14 protein-coding genes and 1 pseudogene are annotated in these 16727 nt (G+C 70.2%); 12 read left to right on the plus strand and 3 right to left on the minus strand.

The genetic code is table 11. The features are described from left to right. The first annotated feature begins 74 nt into the window (after window positions 1-74). The 6 genes from ACWD4G_RS13565 to ACWD4G_RS13590 all read left to right on the plus strand — a co-directional run bounded on the left by ACWD4G_RS13565 (window position 75) and on the right by ACWD4G_RS13590 (window position 6422). Complete coding sequence (locus ACWD4G_RS13565) at window positions 75-812, plus strand: MBL fold metallo-hydrolase (protein ID WP_451292840.1); 738 nt, start codon at window positions 75-77, stop codon at window positions 810-812. Beyond that, window positions 809-1717 carry an IclR family transcriptional regulator gene (locus tag ACWD4G_RS13570; RefSeq protein WP_451292841.1) on the plus strand — a complete coding sequence of 303 codons (909 nt, stop codon included), beginning with the start codon at window positions 809-811 and terminating at the stop codon, window positions 1715-1717. Before ACWD4G_RS13565 ends, ACWD4G_RS13570 begins: the two co-directional genes overlap by 4 nt. Continuing rightward, entirely contained in the window at window positions 1717-2946 is a 1230-nt protein-coding gene (locus ACWD4G_RS13575; RefSeq protein WP_451292842.1) for a hypothetical protein, read from the plus strand. Before ACWD4G_RS13570 ends, ACWD4G_RS13575 begins: the two co-directional genes overlap by 1 nt. A gap of 229 nt (window positions 2947-3175) precedes the next feature. Next, the gene (locus ACWD4G_RS13580) at window positions 3176-3838 is read left to right on the plus strand and encodes a YceI family protein (RefSeq protein WP_451292843.1); all 663 of its coding nucleotides are present in this window, start codon (window positions 3176-3178) and stop codon (window positions 3836-3838) included. A gap of 83 nt (window positions 3839-3921) precedes the next feature. Further along, complete coding sequence (locus ACWD4G_RS13585) at window positions 3922-4470, plus strand: hypothetical protein (RefSeq protein ID WP_451292844.1); 549 nt, start codon at window positions 3922-3924, stop codon at window positions 4468-4470. Window positions 4471-4712: 242 nt separating this feature from the next. Continuing rightward, complete coding sequence (locus tag ACWD4G_RS13590; protein WP_451292845.1) at window positions 4713-6422, plus strand: RNA polymerase sigma factor; 1710 nt, start codon at window positions 4713-4715, stop codon at window positions 6420-6422. A gap of 141 nt (window positions 6423-6563) precedes the next feature. Here the strand turns inward: ACWD4G_RS13590 and ACWD4G_RS13595 are convergent, their stop codons facing one another. Together ACWD4G_RS13595 and ACWD4G_RS13600 are read right to left on the minus strand one after the other, a co-directional pair. Further along, the gene (locus ACWD4G_RS13595; protein ID WP_451292935.1) at window positions 6564-7259 is read right to left on the minus strand and encodes a glycerophosphodiester phosphodiesterase; all 696 of its coding nucleotides are present in this window, start codon (window positions 7257-7259) and stop codon (window positions 6564-6566) included. A 77-nt stretch (window positions 7260-7336) separates the two neighbouring features. Beyond that, a pseudogene (locus tag ACWD4G_RS13600) lies at window positions 7337-8562 on the minus strand (adenosine deaminase). Window positions 8563-9192: 630 nt separating this feature from the next. Between ACWD4G_RS13600 and ACWD4G_RS13605 the strand changes: the two are divergent. After that, a complete protein-coding gene (locus ACWD4G_RS13605) occupies window positions 9193-9900 on the plus strand; it encodes a DUF4190 domain-containing protein (protein WP_451292846.1) in 708 nt (235 codons plus the stop codon). A gap of 6 nt (window positions 9901-9906) precedes the next feature. On the opposite strand, the gene ACWD4G_RS13610 is transcribed toward ACWD4G_RS13605, so the two are convergent. Beyond that, window positions 9907-10485 (minus strand): NADAR family protein, encoded by a 579-nt coding sequence (locus ACWD4G_RS13610; RefSeq protein ID WP_451292847.1) that lies wholly within the window; start codon window positions 10483-10485, stop codon window positions 9907-9909. A gap of 225 nt (window positions 10486-10710) precedes the next feature. Between ACWD4G_RS13610 and ACWD4G_RS13615 the strand changes: the two genes are divergently transcribed. From ACWD4G_RS13615 to ACWD4G_RS13635, 5 genes are all read left to right on the plus strand, one after another. Further along, a complete protein-coding gene (locus ACWD4G_RS13615) occupies window positions 10711-12303 on the plus strand; it encodes a gamma-aminobutyraldehyde dehydrogenase (RefSeq protein ID WP_451292848.1) in 1593 nt (530 codons plus the stop codon). Window positions 12304-12529: 226 nt separating this feature from the next. Further along, window positions 12530-13774, plus strand: coding sequence for an ABC transporter substrate-binding protein (locus ACWD4G_RS13620; protein ID WP_451292849.1), 1245 nt, complete (start codon window positions 12530-12532; stop codon window positions 13772-13774). Window positions 13775-13782: 8 nt separating this feature from the next. After that, window positions 13783-14982, plus strand: a complete 1200-nt coding sequence (locus ACWD4G_RS13625) for an ABC transporter ATP-binding protein (protein ID WP_451292850.1) — start codon at window positions 13783-13785, stop codon at window positions 14980-14982. Next, complete coding sequence (locus ACWD4G_RS13630; protein ID WP_451292851.1) at window positions 14982-15920, plus strand: ABC transporter permease; 939 nt, start codon at window positions 14982-14984, stop codon at window positions 15918-15920. Before ACWD4G_RS13625 ends, ACWD4G_RS13630 begins: the two co-directional genes overlap by 1 nt. Continuing rightward, window positions 15921-16721, plus strand: coding sequence for an ABC transporter permease (locus ACWD4G_RS13635; RefSeq protein WP_451292852.1), 801 nt, complete (start codon window positions 15921-15923; stop codon window positions 16719-16721). It abuts the gene before it with no gap. The last annotated feature ends 6 nt before the right edge of the window (window positions 16722-16727 follow it).

Raw genomic sequence — 16727 nt, forward strand, 5'->3', positions numbered from 1 at the left:
GGCCGAGTCGTCGTGTCGTCGGTCGGTCTCCCCACCCCCGTCGTCGGCAGTACCGGAAGACCAGGAGGGCCGTCATGCGGCTGACCGAACATGTGACGCTCGTCGCCAGTGGTGCGTACGGGTTCGATCTGAGCGACCCGTTGGACTGTCACGTCTATCTCGTGCGGGGCGCCCGGCACAGCGCGCTGGTGGACGCGGGAGCCGGCCGGTCCGCCCACGCCATCGTGCGGGCCGTACGCGCCGAGGGCGCCGAACCCGCTCATCTGCTCCTCACCCACGGTCACGCCGACCACTCGGGCGGGGCCGCGGCGCTCGTCGAGCAGGTGCCCGAACTGCGTGTGCTGGCCGGGGCCGCCGCCGTCCCGTGGATCGCGGCGGGGGACGAGCGGGGCGTCAGCCTGGACCGGGGCAAGGCGGCCGGGTTCTATCCCGCCGACTACACCCTCACGCCCTGCCCCCGCGTCGAGGCCGTCGACGACGGCGAGGAGATCGACCTCGGCGGCGGTGTCGTCCTGAGGGCCGTCGCCACCCCCGGGCACGCCGACGGCCACACCTGCTACCACCTGCGCACCCCCGACTACCGGGCCCTCTTCTCCGGGGACTGCGTCTTCACCGGCGGCCGTGTCTCGCTGCAGAATCTGCACGACTGCCGGGTACCGGAGTACGCGGCCAGTCTGACCAGGCTGGCCGAACTCGATGTGGACGCCCTGTTCCCCGGCCACCACGAGGTGTCGCTCGCCCGCGCCGGGCGGCATCTGGCCGCCGCCCGCGACACCGTGGCCCGCGGACTGCTCCCGAGGAGTACGACATGACCGACGCCCAGGGAACCCCGGTCACGCACGACACCCCGGCCGTGCCGGAAACCCCGGCCGTGAAGGGGACTTCGGCCGCGAACGGGACTTCGGCCACCCCGTCGTCGGGCCCGGCCTCCCGCCGCAACCAGTCCTCCTCCCTGCGCCGCGCCCTCACCGTCCTGGACCACATCCGCGACCACGCGGGCACCGGCCGGGGCATCTCGCTGACCCGGCTCGCCGACGAACTCGGCATCAACAAGAGCACCGTGCTCCGGCTGACCGCACCGCTGATGGAGGCCGATCTGCTGGCCCGCGACCGGGAGACGGGCTGGTTCCGGCTCGGCCACGGCACCCTGCGGCTCGGCCAGGCCTACCTCTCCTCCCTGGACCTGCGGACCGTGGCCACGGAACCGCTCAGGCTGCTCCAGCACGCTGTGGGGGAGACCTGCCACCTCGTCGTCTACGAGGCACCGGACATCGTCTACATCGACAAGGTGGAGAACGAGACCAACGTCCGTATGGCCTCGCGTGTCGGCAGCCGGGTCCCCGCCTATCGCACCGCCGTCGGCAAGGCCATCCTCGCCTGGCAGGACGAGGAGGCGTTCAAGGTGGTGGTGGCCGCCGGGATGCCGCCGGTCACCGCCCACACGGTCACCGACGCCCAGCGGCTGCGGGCCGAACTCGACCGGGTCCGCCGCCTCGGCTACGCCATCGACGACCGCGAGAACGAACCCGAGGTCCGCTGTGTCGCCGCACCCGTCTTCGACCACACCGACGCGGCCGTCGGCGCGGTCAGCGTCTCCGGCCTCACCACCCGGATGACGCCCGCCCGCGTCCGCGAGGTCGGCCCCATGGTCGTCCGCACCGGCCTGGAGATCTCCCACGTCCTCGGCTCCTCCAGGGGCCGGGACAGGGGGCACTGATGGAGACGTCCACGTACACCTTCGTCGAGGATCTGCGCGCCGAGGGCGTCGACGCCGTGCTCGACCGGGTCCTCGGGGCGTACGGCTGCGACACGCTCACCGTCGCCGCCGCGTACCACCGCGCCCGTGATGTCACCCCGCACGGCCCGGCGCGGGTGACCCTGCGCCGCGACGGCGTCCACCTCGTGCCCCCGGCCGACCTCTTCGACGGGCTGCGGCTGGTCCCGCCCGTGCAACCGGGCGCCGGGGACGAGCCGTTGAGGGAGGTGCGGCGGCGTACGGCGGAGCGGGGCGCGGCATTGCACGGCTGGACCGTCTTCCTGCACAACACCACCCTCGGCCTCGCCCACCCCGACGTCACCCAGCGGAACTGCTTCGGCGACCGGGCCGCCCCCGCCGACCTCTGCCCGGCCCACCCCGACGTCCGCGCGTACGCCGTGGCGCTGGCCCGCTCGGTGGCCCGGACCGGTGTGGACGCGGTGGTCGCCGAGTCCCTGCACTACGGCACCTTCGGCCATGGCTACCACCACGAGCGCGACTTCGTGGGGCTGGGCCCACTGGAGGACTTCCTGCTGGGCCTGTGCTTCTGCCGGCACTGCTCGACGTGCGCCGAGTCGGCGGGAGTCGACGTGGGCGCGGCCCGGGCCGAGGCCGCCCGTACGGTGGGCCGGGTCCTCGACGGAGGGGGCGCGAGCGGAGTGGAGCTGAGCGTCGACGCCCTGCCGGAGCCGGTCGCCGCATACGTCAACGCCCGTACCGGTACCGTCACTTCGCTGGCCGCGACGGTGGCGGACGCGGTGGCGGCCGAGGGCTCCCGGCTGGTCTTCCTCGATCTGACCGGTGCCGTCAAGGGCTACGCGGACGGCCGCCCGACCGGTGCCCCGGCCGTCGACGAGGCATGGCGGACCGGTGTCGACCCGGCCGCGCTCGGCGCCGTCGTCCCCGCCTACGCCGTACTCGCCTACGCCCACGACCCCGCGCGGATCGCGGCCGACACCGCCGCCTACCGGGCCGTACTGCGCGACGACTGCTCGCTACGGGCCGTGCTGCGCCCGGGAGTTCCGGACACCGAATCGGCCGAGCATCTGGCGGCGAAGACCGTGGCGGCCGTCGGCCGGGGCGGCGCGGACGCCAGACAGGGCGGCGCGGACGCCGTGGACTTCTACCACTACGGGCTGGTCCCGTTCCCGGTGCTGGACCGTATCGCCGTGGCGCTCAAGGCCCGATGACGAGCCGATGACGAGCCGAGGGCGAACCGAGGGCGAGCCGATGACGCGCACAAGAAGGCGATTCTTCCCGCTTTTTGGGTGCCCGTCCGGTTGCCGGACGAATTACCGGGGAAATCGGCTGGATGGCCGAGGAAATCGGGCGAATTCCAGGGGGAATTCGTGGCGAGCATGTGACCGGCTTCGGTAGAACACTTGCGGCGATTTCTCTGGTGCCGTAGTTACGTGAATCATGAACCTGTTCAACCGTGCTGCGACCCTGCGCCGCTCGGCTCCCCCCACCGCCTCCCAAGTCCCCCACGACCGACGGGCGTTCACCCACTCCGCTCCGCCGGACCCCGCCCTCGGGGTGCTGACCGGGGAGTGGATGATCGACCAGGCGCACAGCCGGATCGGCTTCTCCGTGCGCCATGCCCTGGTCACGACCGTGCGCGGCGCGTTCACGGAGTACCAGAGCCGTCTCTACTTCGACGGTCGCGATCCGTCCCGTTCCGGAGCGGAGATCGTCATCGCCACCGGGTCCATCGACAGCGGTGTGGAGCAACGCGACGCCCATCTGCGGGGCCGTGACTTCCTGGACTCCGCCAACCATCCCCGAATGCGTTTCGTCAGTACGGCGGTCCGTGTCGTCGGCAACGATGTCTACCGGATGTCCGGCGAGCTGACGATCAAGAGCATCACCCGTCCCGTCGATCTCGAACTCACCTATATCGGCCATGTCACCGACCCCTTCGGATATGAACGAGTCGGATTCGACGGGACGACCACCATCAATCGTTCCGAATGGGGGCTGACGTACAACCAGCGGCTGGCGGAGGGCGGTGCCATGGTGAGCGAGAAGGTACGCCTCCAGTTCGACATCGCCGCCATCCGCTCGATCCCCGGCAACAACTGACACGATCCCGGGCGTTGGGTGCCCCCTTCGGCTGCGTACGCCCCGCTTTTGAACACGTTCAACGCGGGGCGTACGCTCCCCTCATGAGCGACAGAGCCGCCCTGCTCAAGGGCATTCGCGTGTGGCTGGTGTTCTTCGTCGTCTGTCTGGTGCTGAGCGGTGCCACGGCCTTCCCGCTGGTCCATGAGCTGCGCTGGACCGAGGAGTTGCTGCGTGCGCTGTCCGCGGGGGAGCACCTGCCCGGGCTCATGGAGTGGATCGAGCGGGTACGGGCCGGGCTGGACGAGGCCGACGCCGAGTACCCCTTCCTCCTCTACGGCACGGACTGGCTGGCCTTCGCCCATCTTGTGATCGCGGTCGCCTTCTACGGCCCGTACCGCGACCCCGTCCGCAACATCTGGGTCGTCGAGTTCGCCATGATCGCCTGCGCCGGCATCATCCCGCTGGCCCTGATCTGCGGCCCGATCCGGGACATCCCCTTCTGGTGGTCGGTGATCGACATGTCGTTCGGGGTGTTCGGGGTGATCCCGCTGTATGTGGTGTGGCGGCGGATCAAGCGGCTGGAGGCGCTGACGGCGCCGGTCGCAGCGGCGCCGGAAGCGGCCGCTGCGGGCGGGGTCGCGACGGGCTGAGCGTCACCGAAAAAGTGTTATCGCGCCCGCCCCCGTCCCGTCTCCCAGGGCAACCCCTGTTCCCCACACACAGGAGTGAGCCGTATGGGCCGTATGGGATGTATGGGATGTATGTGCCGCCTGGGTCGTATGAGCGGTGTGATCTCCGCCTCGCGGGTTCCCCATGTCATGTGGATGGCTGAGAAGGTACGGACGACAGCCGAGTGATCAGGGTGAGACCAGCGGGACCGGAAGGAACGTACGTGGACGGGCGGCAGTGGCGCTCCACCATCGCGGCCGCGCAGGCGGGTGACCGGCGGGCCCTCGACGAGCTGGTCGAGGGCTGGTTGCCCCTCGTCTACAACATCGTCGGCCGCGCCCTCAACGGCCACGCCGATGTCGACGACGTCGTCCAGGAGACGATGCTCCGCGCTGTCGACAACCTCGGGACGCTACGCGATCCGGACAGTTTCCGCTCCTGGCTGGTCGCCATCGCGATGCGCCAGATACGCGACCGGGCGCGCAGGCGCACGACCGACCCGCTGGGCGAGGACACCGGCGACGGGCAGGGCGCCGCCGACTTCGCCGAACTGACCGTGCTGCGGCTCCAGTTGGAGGGCCAGCGCAGGGAGGTCGCGGAGGCGGTCCGCTGGCTCGACGACGAGGACCGGCAACTGCTGTCCCTGTGGTGGCTGGAGGTCGCCGGCGAACTCACCCGGCGCGAGCTGGCCGCCGCCGTCGGCATCAGCCGGCAGCACGCCGCCGTCCGGGTGCAGCGGATGAAGGCCCGGCTGGAGACCGCGCGCGGTATCGTCCGCGCCCTCGACTCCTCCTGCGACGACCTGCGTCTGGTCACCGTCCGCTGGAACGGGCGCCCCGACTCGGTCTGGCGCAAGCGCATCGCCCGGCACATCCGGGGCTGCGCCCGCTGCGACGGCCAGCGCGGCGCCGACGCGATGGTCGTCCCGGCCGAGCGTCTCCTCGTCGGTATCGCCCTGGTCCCGATCCCCGTCGGCTTCACCCTGTCGCTGGCCTTCGGCGGCAAGACGGCGGTGGCCGCGACCGCCACGGCCGCCGCCTCGACCTCGGTGGGCTGGTCCGCGAAGGCGCTGGGCGTCCTCACCAAGCCCGCCGTCGCGGTGACGGCGGGCGCGACGATCGTCGCCGGGGGCGCGTATGTGGTGACCCAGCCGCCGGGCGAGCGGCCCGTTCAGGCGGCACCGACAGCGGCCAGCACCGCCCGCCCACCGGCCGGCGCCGAGCCGTCCGGCCCGTCCCCGTCGCCCTCCGCCTCACCCTCCCGCTCACCGAAGCCGTCCCCCTCCGCCTCCCCGACGAAGAAGACCGACCTGTACGGCAGTGTCGTCGACGCCGTGGACCGGGCACCCGACCCCGACACCCCGCCCGGCGCCCTGCCGCACCGCGCCGAGACCACCCTCACCAGCACCGGCGGCACACGGACGGTGATGAACCACCGGGGCGACAATGTCACCTTCTCCGGCAAGGGCTACATCCTCGTCCGCTGGCAGATCTCACCCCAGTACCGGGCGGGCTCCCTCGTCATGCCCACCTGGACCGGGCTGAAGGGCAAGCTCTTCCATGTGGCCTCCGGCGGTGGGCGCCGTATGGACGACCCGATGTCCGCCGACGGCAGGACGACCGGCATGGGCGGTCCCGACACCGGATACATCGTCCTGCCGGACGGCACGCAGCAGATGTGGCAGAACGAGTACTTCCATCTCAACGGCACCGTCACCCTCACTCAGAACGAACGTGGCGCCGACTACGGGATCACCGTCGCCCCGACGACCTGGGACGCGATCACCGAGGACATCACGTCCGGTCCGCCCGACGGGGCCATTCGGTATGGGCTGGTCCGGGACAATGGGGAGGATTCGGCGCCGGTGCCGCAGTACGTTACGCGTGAGACGCCGGGGGACTTGGCTGCTGTGGCTCAGGGGTCGGAGGTGTAGCGGGGGCGGGGTGCTGCGGCGCCTAGTAACTCGGGACGTGTTGTTTGTTGGCGGGTGCGGGTTGTGTGTGGCTTGTCGCGCTCACGCGGCGGAGCCGCATATCGACACAGCCCCGCGCCCCTTTTGTGCTGGCCGGTGGTGCTAAGTCGCCCTGGCGGCCATCCGCATCGTGCACAGCGCGTCGACTCGGTTCGTGGTGATTGAGTCGACGCCCATCTCCACCAGCTTCCGCATCGATCTGCGCGTGTCCGGGGTCCAGACCGAGACCAGGTAGCCGTCGCGGTGGGCGCGGTCCGCCAGCTCTCTGCTCATCAAACCGAAGCGGTAGTTGAGCCAGCGGGGGCGGACGGCGTTCAGGAGGGCGGGGCGTGGTGGGGCGAGGGTTGTCCAGGTGAGGGCGATCTCGGCCGTCGTCGACGCCGCCCTGACCGCGAGCATCATCTCGGGGCCGGCGCTGTAGTACGCCCGCTCCTCGGCGCCGCACTCCCGTACGACGTCCACGATGCGCCGTACCGTCCGGCGGTCCGCCGTGCCCGGCAGATCGACCATGACCCGGGTGCCCTCGGTCACGCGCAGCGCGTCCACCAGGGTGGGCACCCCGTCGGCGGTCAGCCCGCGCAGCTCCGCCGACGACAGCGAGGCCAGCGGACGGTCCAGCTCCCACAGCCGGTTCAGCGTCGAGTCGTGGAGCAGGACCGGCACACCGTCCCGTGTCGTCCGTACGTCGAACTCCACGGCGTCCGCGCCCAGTTCGAGCGCGCACCGCAGCGAGTCGAGGGTGTTCTCGCGATGCCGGTACGGGGCACCGCGATGGGCCACGGCTGTCAGGGCGCGCAGGGAGCCGCCGGTGGCGTTGGAGTCGATGGCGTTCATGGCGTTCATGGCGTTCATGGGAGTCGTGGGGGTCGTGGCGTTCATGGGGTGAGCCATGTCGATGTGTAGGTGTCGATCTCGTCTGACAGGCGGGACTTGTCGGGCTCGTCGAGGAAGGACGCCTCAACGGCGTTCTTGGCGAGTGCGGCGAGCCCCTGCTCGTCGAGGTTGAGGAGGCGGGCGGCCACCGCGTACTCGTTGTTGAGGTCGGTGCCGAACATCGGCGGGTCGTCGGAGTTGATGGTGACCAGGACCCCGGCCCGCGCGAACTCCTTTATGGGGTGCTCGTCGAGGGTGCGGACCGCCCGCGTGGCGATGTTCGACGTCGGGCAGACCTCCAGGGCGATGCGGTGCTCGGCGAGGTGGGCCAGCAGCTTCGGGTCCTGGGCCGAACTGGTGCCGTGGCCGATGCGCTCGGCGCGCAGCTCGTTGATCGCGTCCCACACCGTCTCGGGGCCGGTGGTCTCACCGGCGTGCGGCACCGACCGCAGCCCGGCCGCGATCGCCCGGTCGAAGAACGGCTTGAACTGCGGCCTCGGTACGCCGATCTCCGGCCCGCCGAGCCCGAACGACACCAGTCCCTCCGGCCGCAGCCGGTCGTCGGTCGCGAGCCGCGTCGTCTCCTCGGCGGCCTCCAGCCCGGCCTCGCCGGGGATGTCGAAGCACCACCGCAGTACGGTCCCGAACTCGGCCTCCGCCGCCTTGCGCGCGTCCTCGATCGCCTCCATGAAGCCCCGCTCGTCGATACCGCGACGCGTCGACGAGTACGGCGTCACCGTCAGCTCGGCGTACCGCACCTGCTGCCGGGCCAGGTCCCGCGCCACCTCGAACGTCAGCAGCCGGACGTCCTCCGGGGTGCGGATCAGATCGACGACCGACAGATACACCTGGATGAAGTGCGCGAAGTCCGTGAACGTGAAGTAGTCCGCGATGGCCTCGGGGTCCGTCGGCACCTTGGAGTCGGGGTGACGGGCGGCCAGTTCCGCGACGATACGGGGGGAGGCGGAGCCGACGTGGTGCACATGCAGCTCGGCCTTGGGCAGACCGGCGATGAAGGTGTGCGCGTCACGGGCGCCGGAGACGCCGGGCGCGGCGGATGCGCCTGGCGTGCCCGATGCGCCGGATACGCCGGATACGCCGGGTGCGCCGGGTGCGCCGGGCGTGGTGCGGTGGTCGGTCAAGGTTCCTCCCCGGGAACTGCGTCCGCCCCGGACCGAGGTCGTCGTCGGGGGACGCGGGTGATCGGCTGATCGATGACTCGGCTCATCGTATGCGGCGCCCCCGACCAGGAAGCCAGGGCCTTAGCATGACCGAACGTACGCCCGACAGAAGCAGCACAGAGGGGGACCAGAGGATGCCGTCCGACGGGACACCGACTCCACAGACACCCCCGCCCCCGCTGCCCGAACCCCACGGGGCGACGGAGCCGGAGGACGTGAAGCCGGTTGGGCACGCGGGGATGCGAGGGCCGCAGGACGCGAAGCCGGTGGGGTACGCCGGGACGCCGGGGCCCGAGGACGCCGAGCCCGGGAAGAGCGAGGGGACAGCAGTGCCCGAGGACGCCGTATCAGGGGTCGCGTCAGCGCCTGAGGACGCCGTATCAGAGCCCGAGGGCGTCCTCATGGCCGCGAAGGTCTCGCTGGACAAGCCCTCCGGTGCGGACCTCCATGACCAGGTGACGGTCACTCCGGGGCCCGGGCCCGTGCCGCCCGGCGCGTCCAGTCCGACGGCGGGACCCGTGCCACCCGGCGCCCCGACCCCGACACCCCCCTCGGCATCCGCGTCGCCGCATCCCTGGGCAGCCCCCACGCCCTTCGCGCCCCCGGGCTCCCCGCAGCCCGCCGCGACGCCCGCTGTCGTCACGTCATCCACCCCCCATCCGTTCGCTCCTCCCGGCGTGCCTCAGCCGCCGGCCACCCATGCCTCGCCTCCTGCCCATCCCTTCGCCCCGCCCTCAGCCGGTGCGCCCGCCGAATACAACCGCAACCCCTTCGCCCCGCCCCCCACCGACGCGGCACCCCCCAGCAACCCTTTCGCCCCACCCGCGGCCCACGCCGCCGCCCCCGTGCCGGGTGGCCCCTTCGCTCCGCCCGCCCCGAACGCCGCCTTCCCCCGGCAGTTCATCCACGGTTCTCCGGGGGCTCCCGTCCCGCCGCCGCCCATCAGCCCTGAGGGGCCGGGGCAGCTGCCGTACGGCTATCCCCAGTATCCGGGCGGTCCCGCCCACGGCGGTGTCGGGCATCCCGTCCCCGGCTACGGCTGGCCCGGACTCACGCCCCCGCCGAGCAACGGGATGGGGATCGCCTCGATGGTGCTGGGCATCTGCGCGTCGGTCCTGTTCTGTCTGTGGCCGCTCGCGATCGTGCTGGGGGTGCTGGCCGTGATCTTCGGGGCCATCGGCAGGGTCAAGGCGCGCCGGGGCGAGGCCACCAATCCGGGGCACGCCCTGGCGGGGATCATCTGCGGCGCGGTCGGCGTGCTGTTGGGCATCGGCTTCATCGTCCTCATCCTCGTGGCACCCGACGGCAGCGGCGGCGACTCGGACCCCGACTCCTTCGACGACGGCTACTCCACGTCCCTCTCCCTGGTGCTGCCGCGCCGGTAGTCGGCCTCAGACTCCGGTCTCGGCCCCGGCCCCCGTCCGCAAGCGCTCACGCGCCGCCATCAGCGCGAAGCCCAGCAGATTCGGACCCCGCCACCGCGCGGGGTCCATGGCGCGCTCGTCGTCCGCCGCGAGGCCGATGCCCCAGACACGGTCGAGAGGGCTGGCCTCGACGAGCACCCGGTCGCCCGTGCCCAGCAGAAACGTCCGCAGATCGGCATGGGCGGCGAACTTGTGCACGCTGCCCTCGACGACTATCGCGAAGCGCTCCCGCTCCCAGGTGGCGTCGTCGAAGCCGCGTACGAGGCGCCCGATCTTCTTGGCCTGGGCGGGGCTCGCCGCCGCGACGGCCTTGCGCTCGGCCTCCGTGTCCCCGAACAGGCGGGCCTTCGACGCCATCATCCAGTGCTCGGCCGTCGCGTACTCCACCCCGTCCACCGTGAACGGCGACGGCCACCACTGACTCAGACAGCTCGCGCCCACCCGGCCGTCGGGCAGGGGCCGATGCCCCCAGAAGTGCAGGTACTTGACCCTTGTCCCCGTCCGGACCTCCCCGATCAGGGCGTCCCAAGAATCGATCTTCAGCATGCCGACGAGTCTGGCACCCACCACTGACAATCCGTCCCCGTTTTTCGAGTCGACCGGATACCTGGTCGAAGGATTCCGTCGCGTAACCAAAAGGAAACAACGGAATCACTTGTTGATGGCCTGCTGCTCTGTCAGGATCGGCACTCAAATCCAGCTGTAGCTACGTCACCCGCCCCCATCGGCGTCCCCGACCGGGGGCCTGGGGCCCCGGCGGAGGAGAGCGACATGCAGAACCCGGGCACCGCCACCCCGGACCAGGCCCTCGCACCGGACCAGGCCCTCGTCAAGGACCAAGCCCTCGCGAGGGGCCGGAGCGTCCCCGTCCAGGAACGCTTCGCGGACGGCGCGCAGTACATCGCCGGACGCCTGACGAAGGGCACGTCCGGCCGCACCCACACCGTGTTCGACCCGGCCACCGGTGAGGGCGTGTACACGTACGAGCTAGCCGGGCCGGACGACGTCGACGCCGCCGTGGCCGCCGCCCGCGCCGCCTTCCCGGGCTGGGCCGCCGCGACGCCCGGCGAGCGCTCCGACGCGCTGCACCGCTTCGCCGCCGTACTCGCCGAGCGGGCGGAGGAGTTCGCGCGGGCCGAGTCCCTGCAGTGCGGGAAGCCGCTCAAGCTCACCCGGGAGTTCGATGTACCGGGGACGATCGACAACACGGCGTTCTTCGCCGGTGCCGCCCGTCATCTCCAGGGGCAGTCGGCCGGCGAGTACTCCGGCGACCACACCTCCTACGTCCGCCGGGAGCCCATCGGTGTCGTCGGTTCCATCGCGCCCTGGAACTATCCGCTCCAGATGGCCGCCTGGAAGATCCTCCCGGCGATCGCCGCGGGCAACACGATCGTCCTGAAGCCCGCCGAACCGACCCCGCTCACCTCGCTGCTCTTCGCCCGGGCCGCCGCCGACGCCGGGATTCCGGACGGGGTCGTCAACATCGTCACCGGTGTCGGCAAGGAGGCCGGGGAGCACCTCGTCGGGCACCCGGACGTGGCGATGACCTCCTTCACCGGGTCCACGGCCGTGGGAAAGCGGGTCGCCGAGATCGCCACGGCGACCGTCAAGCGCATCCATCTGGAACTGGGCGGCAAGGCGCCCTTCGTCGTGTTCGACGACGCCGATCTGGAAGCCGCCGTCAACGGCGCGGTCGCGGGCGCCCTCATCAACACCGGCCAGGACTGCACGGCCGCCACGCGCGCGTACGTACAGCGCCCTCTCTTCGAGGAGTTCGTCGCCGGAACGGCCTCCCTCATGGAGACGGTTCGCCTGGGTGACCCCTTCGCGCCCGGCACCGATCTGGGGCCGCTGATCTCGCACGGCCAGCGCGACCGGGTCGCCGGGTTCGTGGAGCGGGCACGCGCGTACGCGCGCGTGGTGACCGGCGGAGCGGCACCACAGGGGGAGTTGGCCTCCGGCGCCTACTACCGGCCGACCCTCATCACGGACGCGCCCCAGGACAGCGAGATCGTCCAGGCGGAGATCTTCGGCCCCGTACTCGTCGTCCTGCCCTTCGACAGCGACGACGACGGCATCCGGCTGGCGAACGACATCCCGTACGGGCTCGCGGCCTCCGCGTGGACCCGGGACGTGTACCGGGCCAACCGCGCGACGCGTGAGATCAGGGCCGGGTGTGTGTGGATCAACGACCACATCCCGATCATCAGCGAGATGCCCCACGGCGGATACCGGGCATCCGGCTTCGGCAAGGACATGTCCTTGTACTCGTTCGAGGAGTACACCCAGATCAAGCACGTAATGTTCGACAATACGGCGGTCGCCCGGAAGGACTGGCACCGCACGATCTTCGGCGACCGGTAGTCAGGACCGGCAGGATCGTCACGGGCCCACCCGAGGCGGCCCCCCTCCCGCTCAGGACGGGACGGTCGGCACGGGGCGGACGGTATGCGTCCGTCGGCCCGGGTCGGTCAGTCCGGTCAGTACGGGGTCTGTCAGCTCAGGGACCGGTCGGCCGACCACCGCCGGTCCCCGCCATCCACCCGACGGGGCACCTCCCGAAAGGGCACTCCCGAAAGGCACCACGCGCATGGAGCAGTACGAGCCCGACCGCCTGTCCCCGGCCCAGGTGGCCGCCATGCGGCGCGGCCTCGCGGGCGGCAGGGCCGTACTCGGCCGCCGTTCGCTGCTGCGCGCCGGCACGGGCGGCGCGTTCGCGCTCGCCGGGCTCGGTGCGCTGAGCGCCTGCGGCATCCCCGCCGCCAAGAACACCTCGGGCATCTCCTCCGAGGACCACTCGGCCGAGGAGAAGGAGGTCGACTTCTCCAACTGGACCGAGTACATGGACGTCGACGACAGCGGCAAACACCACCCGAGCCTCGACCAGTTCACCGCGCGTACCGGAATCAAGGTCGACTACACCGAGGACATCAACGACAACGTCGAGTTCTTCGGCAAGATCAAGCCGCAGCTCGCCGCCGGACAGGACACCGGACGCGATCTGATCTGCGTCACCGACTGGCTGGCGGCCCGGCTGATCCGCTTCGGGTGGGTCCAGAAACTGGACGCGTCGAATCTGCCGCACGCCTTCATGAACCTCTCCCAGCAGTTCCGCAGCCCCGACTGGGACCCCGGACGCGCCTACTCGTATCCCTGGCAGGGGATATCGGCCGTCATCGCCTTCAACAGGAAGGCTCTCGACGGCGAGGAGGTCCGGTCGGTCTCCGACATGCTCGACAACCCCAGGCTCAAGGGGCGTATCGGCTTCCTCTCCGAGATGCGCGACAGCATCGGGATGACACTGCTCGACATGGGCAAGGACCCCGCGAAGTTCGGCGACGACGACTACGACGCCGCGATCGCCCGCCTCCAGAAGGCCGTCGACCAGGGGCAGATCCGCCGCTTCACCGGCAACGACTACACATCCGACCTCACCAAGGGCGACCTCGCGGCCTGTATCGCCTGGGCCGGTGACGTCGTCCAGCTCAAGGCCGACAGCCCGGACGTCGACTTCGTCATCCCCGACAGCGGCTATATGACCTCGTCCGACAATCTGCTGATCCCCAACAAGGCCCGGCACAAGACCAACGCCGAACGGCTCATCGACTACTACTACGAGCCGAAGCCGGCCGCCGAACTCGCCGCGTACATCAACTACGTGTGCCCCGTCGACGGGGTGAAGGCGGAGCTGGCCAAGATCGACCCGGAGGCCGCGAACAACCCGCTGATCATCCCCGACGCGGCCATGGCGGCCAAGTCCCACGCCTTCCGCTCCCTCACCCAGAAGGAAGAGACGGCGTACGAAGAGAAGTTCGCGAAGTTGACAGGGGCGTGACGAGGACGATGACCAGCAAGAAGACCACAGGGAACGGCATCAAGACCACAGGGAACGGTGGCGGGGACGTACGCCTCTCCGGGATCGGTAAGAGCTACGGCTCCTTCACCGCCGTCCATCCCCTCGACCTCACCGTGCCGGAAGGTTCCTTCTTCGCTCTGCTCGGGGCCTCCGGGTGTGGGAAGACGACCACGCTGCGGATGATCGCCGGGCTGGAGGAACCTTCCTGCGGAACCGTGTCGCTGGGGGAGCAGGACGTGACGCGCCTGCCGCCCCACAAGCGCCCGGTGAACACCGTCTTCCAGTCCTACGCCCTCTTCCCGCACCTCGACATCTTCGAGAACGTCGCCTTCGGACTGCGCAGGCGCGGCATCAGGTCCGTGAAGAAGCAGGTCGAGGAGATGCTGGAACTGGTCCAACTCGGCGAGCAGGCACGCAAGAAACCGCACCAGCTCTCCGGTGGCCAGCAGCAGCGCGTCGCCGTGGCCCGCGCCCTCATCAACCACCCCAAGGTGCTCCTCCTCGACGAGCCCCTCGGCGCCCTCGACCTCAAGCTGCGCCGCCAGATGCAGCTGGAGCTGAAGCGCATCCAGACCGAGGTCGGCATCACGTTCATCCATGTCACCCACGACCAGGAGGAGGCCATGACCATGGCCGACACGGTCGCCGTGATGAACGCCGGCCGCGTCGAGCAACTCGGCTCCCCGGCCGACCTGTACGAGAACCCGAGGACCACCTTCGTCGCCAACTTCCTCGGCACGTCCAACCTCATAGAGGCCGAGGTCGACTCCAGGAGCGGCGAGGAGATCGTGCTGAAGGCGGGTGCCGATCAGCTCGTCCTCCCGGGGGCGAGGTGCGGTGCGCCCACCCGCACCGGCGGCAAGGTCCTCGTCGGGATACGCCCGGAGAAGATCACCCTCACCCACGCCGACGACGCAGGGGGCATCCCGGCCGGCCGCAACCGCGTCACCGGCAAGATCGCCGCGACCAGTTTCATCGGGGTCTCCACCCAGTACGTGATCGACAGCGCGGTCTGCCCCGAGTTCGAGGTGTACGCGCAGAACATCGACCGCGACGCCCGGCTCGTCCCCGGCGCCGATGTCGTCCTGCACTGGAACCCCGCTCACACGTTCGGCCTGGACGCCGCTCAGGACATCGACGCCGGTGCGGAGGGCTCCGTCGGCGCAGAGGAAGGGGCGGCGGTCTGATGGCGACAGCGCTCACCGAAGCCGAGGCGCCGCCGCCCCTCGCTCCGACGCCCACCACCGGGAAACCACCGCGCAGGAGAGGCCGCTGGACGCCGTATCTGCTGCTGGCGCCCGGTCTCGTCTGGCTGCTGGTGTTCTTCGCGATGCCGATGATCTACCAGGCCTCCACGTCCGTGCAGACGGGCTCCCTGGCGGAGGGCTACCGGGTCACCTGGCACTTCGCGACCTACTGGGACGCGCTCGGCGAGTACTACCCGCAGTTCCTGCGCTCGGTCCTCTACGCGGGCTCGGCCACGGTCCTGTGTCTGCTGCTGGGCTATCCGCTGGCGTATCTGATCGCGTTCCGCGCCGGGCGCCTGCGCAATCTGATCCTGATCCTGGTGATCGCGCCGTTCTTCACCAGCTTCCTGATCCGTACGCTCGCCTGGAAGACGATCCTGTCGGACGGCGGCCCGGTCGTCGGCGCCCTCGACGCCCTGCACGTCCTGGATGTCACCGCCTGGCTCGGACTCACCGCCGGTGACCGTGTGCTGGCCACCCCGCTCGCGGTGGTCTGCGGCCTCACGTACAACTTCCTGCCGTTCATGATTCTGCCGCTCTACACCTCGCTCGAACGCATCGACGGACGGCTGCACGAGGCCGCCGGGGACCTCTACGCGACGCCGTTCACCACGTTCCGCAAGGTCACGTTCCCGCTGTCGCTGCCCGGTGTCGTCTCCGGCACCCTGCTGACGTTCATCCCGGCGAGCGGCGACTACGTGAACGCCGAACTCCTCGGCTCCACCAACACCCAGATGATCGGAAACGTCATCCAGAGCCAGTTCCTGAGGATTCTCGACTATCCGACGGCGGCGGCGCTCTCCTTCATCCTCATGGCCGTGATCCTCCTCATGGTCACGGTCTACATTCGCCGGTCCGGGACGGAGGATCTGGTCTAAATGGCCTTTCTGAAATGGCTGCGACGCCATCTCGTCGTCATCGCCGGGCTGTTGACACTCGGATATCTGCTGCTCCCGAATGTCGTCGTCACCGTCTTCTCCTTCAACCAGCCGAAGGGGCGCTTCAACTACGAGTGGCAGAAGTTCTCCACGGACGCCTGGGCCGATCCGTGCGGGGTCGCCGATCTGTGCGGTTCGCTGACGCTCAGCCTGCAACTCGCGGCCTGGGCGACGCTCGGCGCGACCGTGCTCGGCACGATGATCGCCTTCGCGCTGGTGCGCTACCGCTTCCGCGCGCGCGGTGCCGTCAACTCGCTGATCTTCCTGCCGATGGCGATGCCCGAGGTCGTGATGGCCGCCTCGCTGCTGACCCTTTTCCTCAATCTGGGTGCACAGTTGGGATTCTGGACGATCCTGATCGCCCACATCATGTTCTGCCTCAGCTTCGTCGTCGTCGCCGTCAAGGCACGCGTGATGTCGATGGACCCCCGGCTGGAGGAGGCCGCGCGCGATCTGTACGCCGGTCCCGTCCAGACCTTCCTCCGCGTCACCTTCCCCATCGCCGCCCCCGGAATCGCGGCGGGCGCGCTGCTCGCCTTCGCGCTCTCCTTCGACGATTTCATCATCACCAATTTCAACGCGGGCTCCACCGTCACGTTCCCCATGTTCGTCTGGGGTTCGGCACAGCGCGGTACGCCCGTGCAGATCAATGTCATCGGTACGGCCATGTTCCTCGTCGCCGTACTGTTCGTGATGGCCGGAATGGCCGTCGGAAACAGAAGAAGGCGCCAGAAGGCGTAGATCCCG

The organism is Streptomyces sp. NPDC002643 (genome assembly GCF_053592555.1).